General features: G+C 71.5%; 8 protein-coding genes and 1 pseudogene. All 9 read left to right on the forward strand.

All coding sequences use genetic code 11. The features are described from left to right. Window positions 1-249: 249 nt before the first annotated feature. Window positions 250-1,188 carry a GlxA family transcriptional regulator gene (locus ON23_RS10170; RefSeq protein WP_039777779.1) on the forward strand — a complete coding sequence of 313 codons (939 nt, stop codon included), beginning with the start codon at window positions 250-252 and terminating at the stop codon, window positions 1,186-1,188. An 81-nt stretch (window positions 1,189-1,269) separates the two neighbouring features. Then, the gene (locus tag ON23_RS10175; protein WP_157170196.1) at window positions 1,270-1,521 is read left to right on the forward strand and encodes a hypothetical protein; all 252 of its coding nucleotides are present in this window, start codon (window positions 1,270-1,272) and stop codon (window positions 1,519-1,521) included. Window positions 1,522-1,526: 5 nt separating this feature from the next. After that, a pseudogene (locus ON23_RS10180) lies at window positions 1,527-2,183 on the forward strand (FAD:protein FMN transferase); the annotation flags it as partial. A gap of 86 nt (window positions 2,184-2,269) precedes the next feature. Further along, on the forward strand, window positions 2,270-2,443 hold the full coding sequence (locus ON23_RS39690; RefSeq protein WP_244969558.1) for a hypothetical protein: 174 nt from the start codon (window positions 2,270-2,272) through the stop codon (window positions 2,441-2,443). After that, window positions 2,443-3,012 (forward strand): ferric reductase-like transmembrane domain-containing protein, encoded by a 570-nt coding sequence (locus ON23_RS10185; RefSeq protein ID WP_039777781.1) that lies wholly within the window; start codon window positions 2,443-2,445, stop codon window positions 3,010-3,012. The genes ON23_RS39690 and ON23_RS10185 overlap by 1 nt, the downstream gene beginning before the upstream one ends. Next, window positions 3,009-4,247: an NADH-ubiquinone oxidoreductase-F iron-sulfur binding region domain-containing protein gene (locus tag ON23_RS10190; RefSeq protein WP_039777782.1), complete on the forward strand. Its 1,239-nt coding sequence runs from the start codon at window positions 3,009-3,011 to the stop codon at window positions 4,245-4,247. Before ON23_RS10185 ends, ON23_RS10190 begins: the two co-directional genes overlap by 4 nt. Continuing rightward, on the forward strand, window positions 4,244-4,474 hold the full coding sequence (locus tag ON23_RS10195; protein WP_245555927.1) for a ferredoxin: 231 nt from the start codon (window positions 4,244-4,246) through the stop codon (window positions 4,472-4,474). Before ON23_RS10190 ends, ON23_RS10195 begins: the two co-directional genes overlap by 4 nt. 39 nt (window positions 4,475-4,513) lie before the next feature. Then, window positions 4,514-4,636 (forward strand): hypothetical protein, encoded by a 123-nt coding sequence (locus ON23_RS39570; protein WP_262985082.1) that lies wholly within the window; start codon window positions 4,514-4,516, stop codon window positions 4,634-4,636. Window positions 4,637-4,674: 38 nt separating this feature from the next. Continuing rightward, window positions 4,675-5,633 (forward strand): NAD(P)/FAD-dependent oxidoreductase (locus tag ON23_RS10200; protein ID WP_039777787.1); only part of this gene is annotated, 959 nt, incomplete at its 3' end.

Genomic DNA, 5,633 nt, shown 5'->3' on the forward strand with positions numbered 1-5,633 from the left:
ACGTCCAGCGGATCGAACCCATCGAACAGGACGATCTGAGCATGCATGGGAATCCCTTCGAATCCGCCCGGTCGGCCCGGGCACGGCCCGACGGTATGCGGGCAGGTCCGCCGTTCCCAGTGGCGTTTTCGACAGATCTCGACGGAAAAACGACATAGCTCGAGAAAGCCGCTATTACCTGGGTGAACAGAGTGGTTTCCCGGGGCCTCATGGCGAAAGTCACAGGTGGCGACGAGGTATGTTCCAGCCATGCACACCGTCGCCGTTCTGGCCCTGGACGGGGTGGTCTCCTTCGACCTCGCCGCCCCGATCGAGACCTTCACCCGGACGCGGCTGCCCGACGGCCGCCCCGGTTATCAGGTCCGGGTCTGCGCCGAACAACCGGAGGTCGACGCCGGAGCATTCACCCTGCGCGCGCCCTGGGGCCTGGCCGGACTCGCGGACGCCGACACCGTCATGGTCCCCGGCACCGCCGACCCGACCGCGCCGCTGTCGCCGGCCGTCCGCGACGCGCTGCGCACCGCCGCCGCGAACGGAACACGCATCGCCTCCATCTGCTCAGGCACCTTCGCGCTGGCCGCCACCGGCCTGCTCGACGGGCTGCGCGCCACCACGCACTGGGTCGCCGCCGCCGAGCTGGCGACCGCGTATCCGGCGATCGAGGTCGACCCGGATGTGCTCTACGTCGACAACGGTCAGATCCTCACCTCGGCCGGTGCCGCCGCGGCGCTGGACCTGTGCCTGCACATGATCCGCCGCGACTACGGTTCCGCGGTGGCCGCCGACACCGCCCGGCTCTCGGTGATGCCACTGGAACGCGAAGGCGGACAAGCACAATTCATCGTCCACGGCTTCGCGCCCACCCCCCGCGGCTCCGACCTCGAGCCGCTGCTGAACTGGCTGGAAACCAACCTGGCCGCCGACCTGTCCCTCGACGAGATCGCCGCACGCGCCGGCGTCAGTACCCGCACCCTCATTCGCCGCTTCCGCGAGCACACCGGCACCACGCCGCTGCAGTGGCTGCATCGCGCCCGCATCCGCCGCGCCCAGCATCTGCTGGAATCGACCGCTCATTCCGTCGAACGCATCGGCGCCCAGGTCGGCTTCGGCTCGCCCACCGCCTTCCGCGAGCGTTTCAAACGCACCACCGGCGTCAGCCCGCACAGTTATCGCCGCAGTTTCAGCTGATCCTCAGCTCACGGTCGCCGCCTCGGTAACTCATTGCCGGCGCACAGCCGGTACCCAGCCTCGGTCCGCATGCTGACCGATATGGGAACGTCACATCCGAACCGCCGCCTGGGCCGGACCGCGGCCGGGATACTCGTGGCCGTCGGCGCCGTCGGCACCACGACGGCGGCGGTCGTCGCGTACGCCGACAACCAGCCCGCCGCGACGACCGGCACCACCATCACCGACAACACCCGCAGCAGCGACACCGATCAGTCGTCCGGCACCTCCGGCAGCGTTCCCCAGCTGAGCCCCGGCCAGGGCACCGCACACGCGCGCTCGAGCGGCTCGTGACCTCGGTGCCCGCGGCGGAGACCGCCGCAGCCGAATGGGAGCTGTGGAGCACCACCGCTCGCCTCGTCGTCACCGACCCGGCCGCGCTGGCCGACGCGCGCCGCCTCGTCGACGCACATCTGGATCGAGTCGACCACGCCTGCAACCGGTTTCGCGCCGATTCCGAGATCAGCACGCTCACACCCGGCCGCCCGGTCACGGTCAGCGCGTTGTTCGACGAATATCTCGACGCGGCCCTGACCGTCGCCCGCGACACCGACGGCGACGTCGATCCGACGATCGGCGCCGATCTGGAAAACCTCGGCTACGACCGCGATTTCGCGCAGATCACCGCCGGACCGGTGGTCGCCGGGTTGCGCCTCACCCAGCGTCCCGACTGGTCGCAGGTGATCCGCTCCCCGCGCGCGGTGACGCTGCCCGCCGGCGTGCGGCTCGACTTCGGCGCGACGGCGAAGGCCCTGGCCGCCGACCGGTGTGCGCGCACGGTCGCCGATGAACTCGGCTGCGGTGTACTGGTGAGCCTGGGCGGCGATATCGCCACCGCCGGACCCGCCCCCGGCGGGCACTGGCAGGTCCTCGTCCAGGACGGCGCGACCCAGCCCGCCACGCTCGTCCGGTTGCCCGCGGGCGCGGCGATCGCCACCTCGAGTACGGTGCGGCGCCGCTGGATTCGCGGGGGACGCCCGCTGCATCACATTCTCGACCCCGCACCGGATGCGCCGCGGATCCGGTCTGGCGCACGGTGTCGGTGGCCGCCGAATCCTGCCTCGCGGCCAATGCCGCCGCCACCGCCGCCGTGGTGCGCGGCCGGGCGGCACTGCCGTGGCTGCGGTCGGCCGGACTCCCGGCCCGGCTCGTCGGCCGGGACGGGCGGGTGCTCACCCTCGGCGCCTGGCCCGACGAGCCGGAAGGAATTCGATGATGAGCACCTCCGCGTTCGACCAGGCGCTGTGGGCGTTCGGCCGGGGCAGCGGCATCACGGCGCTGATCGTGCTGACCGTGGCGGCCGTCGCCGGAATCGCCGCCCGCTCGGGGCGGGCCGTGCTGCTCCCCCGCGCGGGGCTGGCCGAATTCCACCGCAGCGTGGCACTGGCGGCGACCGCGTTCGTCGCCCTGCACGTGCTGGCCCTGTTCTTCGATCCGTACGCCCAGTTGCGGCTGCTGACCGTCGTGGTGCCGTTCACCGGCGGATATCGGCCGCTGTGGGTGGGTTTCGGCACCCTGGCCGTCGACCTGCTGGCGGTGGTCGTGATCACCGCCCTGCTGCGACATCGCCTGGGGCCCCGCGTCTTTCGCCTGGTGCACTGGTCGGTCTACGCCCTGTGGCCGGTGGCCCTGATCCACACGCTCGGGTCGGGAAGTGACGTCGACCGGGTGTGGATGCTCGTCCTCGTCGGCGCGTGCATTCTCGCCGTCGCCACCGCCGGCGTCTGGCGGTTCAGTCGCGGTTTCACCGAATTCACCACAGTCCCCGAGAGGAGCCGGCGATGACGACGACACTGACCGGAAACCCCACGACTCCACCCGCTCCGACGGGCACCGACCGGCTGCTGGCGGCCACCGGGCCCGAACTCTCCGCGCATGTGGCGCGCTACGGCCCCGCACGCGACGTCGGACGCGAGTTCATCGACGTGGTGTCGGCCGCGGGTCTCACCGGCCGCGGAGGCGTGGGCTTCCCGGTGGCGCGCAAGCTCGCCGCGGTGGCGGACGGGCGGCGCGCCATCGTGGTCGCCAACGGCGCCGAGGGCGAACCCGCCAGCGACAAGGATGCCGTATTGCTCTGGCGGGCACCGCATCTCGTCCTCGACGGCCTGTCCGTGGCGGCGGCCGCCGTGGGGGCGCAGCAATGCCACCTGTACGCCCCGCAACGGCTGCTCGACCCGATTCGGCACGCCCTCGCCGAACGGCAGTCCACGGGCTACGGGACACGGCAGGTGGATCTCACGCCCGCCGCCGATGCCTTCCTGGCCGGGGAGAAGAGCGCGGTCCTCGAGCGGCTCGCCGGTCGCGCGCCGATCCCGCGGGACAAGCCGGTCAGCACCTCCCGCTCCGGGCTGAACGGCCGCCCGGCGCTGGTGCAGAACGTGGAGACCCTCGCCCATCTGGCGCTGCTGTCCCGATTCGGCCCGTCCTGGTTTCGCACCGCCGGAACACCCGACGAACCCGGCACCATGCTGGTCACCCTGTCCGGAACCTCCGCCGCCGGTGTCGTCGAGATTCCCCTCGGCACCGCCCTGACCGAGGTGATCCAGCGGTTCGGACGCACCGATCCGGCCACGGTCCAAGCGGTTCTGGTCGGCGGATACCACGGCGCCTGGCTGCCCGGCGCAGCCCTTCCCCGCGCATCGTTGTCCCGGAAAGCATTGCGCCACTGGCACGCGACACCCGGCGCCGGCGTGATTCGTGTACTCCGCCACGACGAATGCGGACTGCGGGTCACCGCCGAGATCACCGCCTACCTCGCCGCCCAGAGCGCCGGACAGTGCGGCCCGTGCCGCAACGGCTTACCGCAACTGACCCGCACCGTCGGCGATCTGGCGGCGGGCGGGCCCGCCCGGCCGCAGGACGTCGTCCGCATCGCGGATCTGGTCGACGGCCGCGGCGCCTGCCACCACCCCGACGGGACCGCGCGGCTGGCGCGTTCCGCCCTGACCGTCTTCGCCGGGGAAATCGACCGCCACCGGCACGGTTCCTGCCGTGCCCGTTCCCAGGGAGCCGCCCGGTGACCGCATCCGACCGCCCCGCCTGGCGCATGCACATCGACTGGACCCGCTGCGACGGCCGAGGCCTGTGCAGCGAACTGCTCCCCCATGCCATCGCCCGCGACGACTGGGGCTTTCCGCTCACCGGCGACCACCGGGACCCGGTCCTCGACAGCGATTCGGCCGCCGCCGCCCGGGACGCGGTGAGCCTGTGCCCGCGCCTGGCGCTGTCGCTGCGGCGGATCCGATGACACGGGGTTGAAGGCGACCATCCAGGGTAAGGGCTCGGTATGGAACTACTGGTGATCGTCGGCTTGGTCGTTCTGGTCGCCGCGGTGCTGCTGTACCGCACGATCCACAATCACCGGTCGGGCCGGACCGAGCCGCCGGACAAAGAGGGCAACCTGCGGTGACGAGGCGAGAGCACGCGCAACGACAGGAGGCTGGTTCGGTGACATCTCTGTGGCTCGATCGAGCGCCCGTCTCGGTCCCGGTGACCCCGGAACCCGACGGGGAGTACGACTGCGTCGTCGTCGGCGCCGGGCTCACGGGCCTGGTGACCGCCCTGCTCTTCGCCCGCGCCGGGCGCACGGTCGCGGTGCTCGAGGGCCGCACGATCGGCGCGGTCACGACCGGCAACACCACCGGCAAGCTCACCTTGCTGCAGGGCACCCACCTCTCGGCGATCACCGCGAAGCATTCGGCGAGCACGGTGCGCCACTACGTCGACGCGAACCTGGAGGGCCAGCAATGGCTGCTGCGGTTCTGCGCCGAGAACGACATCGCCACCCAGCACGCGGACGCGATCACCTACGCCGGCACCGAGGACGGAACCGACTTGGTGCGCAAGGAATTTCGCGCGTGCGAGCAGGCCGGGCTCGACGTCGCGTGGGCCGAGGAGACCGCGCTGCCGTTTCACACCCACGGTGCCGTGCGCCTGGCGCAGCAGGCGCAGTTCGACCCGATGGACGTCCTCGAGGGACTGACCCTGCAGGCCTGCCGCCACGGTGCGACGATCTTCGAACACACCCGCGTCCACGCCGTCCACGGCGATACGGTGTCGACCGACCGCGGCGATATCCGCGCCGGGACCGTCGTCTTGGCCACGGGCACACCAATTCTCGATCGCGGCGGATACTTCGCTCGGCTCGAGCCCCACCGCTCCTACGCGGCCGCGTTCCGGGTGCCCGGCGAATTCCCGCACGACATGTATCTGTCCGCCGACCAGCCCACGCGCTCACTGCGCTACGCCCCGCACGCCGGCGAGGATCTGCTGCTCGTCGGCGGCAGCGGGCATGTCGTGGGCCGTACCCGATCGGCGATGGCCCACGTCGCCGACATGTACAACTGGACGCGCACGCACTTCCCCGATGCCGAGCTGACCCACCGCTGGTCGGCCCAGGACTATTC

The sequence above is a fragment of the Nocardia cerradoensis NBRC 101014 genome (assembly GCF_000308535.1).
Lineage (GTDB): Bacteria > Actinomycetota > Actinomycetes > Mycobacteriales > Mycobacteriaceae > Nocardia > Nocardia cerradoensis.

Bases quoted from the DNA above. Each gene is read 5' to 3' on its own strand.
- ON23_RS39570 (WP_262985082.1), top strand. From the start codon at position 4,514: ATGGAACTACTGGTGATCGTCGGCTTGGTCGTTCTGGTCGCCGCGGTG.
- ON23_RS10190 (WP_039777782.1), top strand. From the start codon at position 3,009: ATGACGACGACACTGACCGGAAACCCCACGACTCCACCCGCTCCGACG.
- ON23_RS10185 (WP_039777781.1), top strand. From the start codon at position 2,443: ATGAGCACCTCCGCGTTCGACCAGGCGCTGTGGGCGTTCGGCCGGGGC.
- ON23_RS10170 (WP_039777779.1), top strand. From the start codon at position 250: ATGCACACCGTCGCCGTTCTGGCCCTGGACGGGGTGGTCTCCTTCGAC.
- ON23_RS10175 (WP_157170196.1), top strand. From the start codon at position 1,270: ATGGGAACGTCACATCCGAACCGCCGCCTGGGCCGGACCGCGGCCGGG.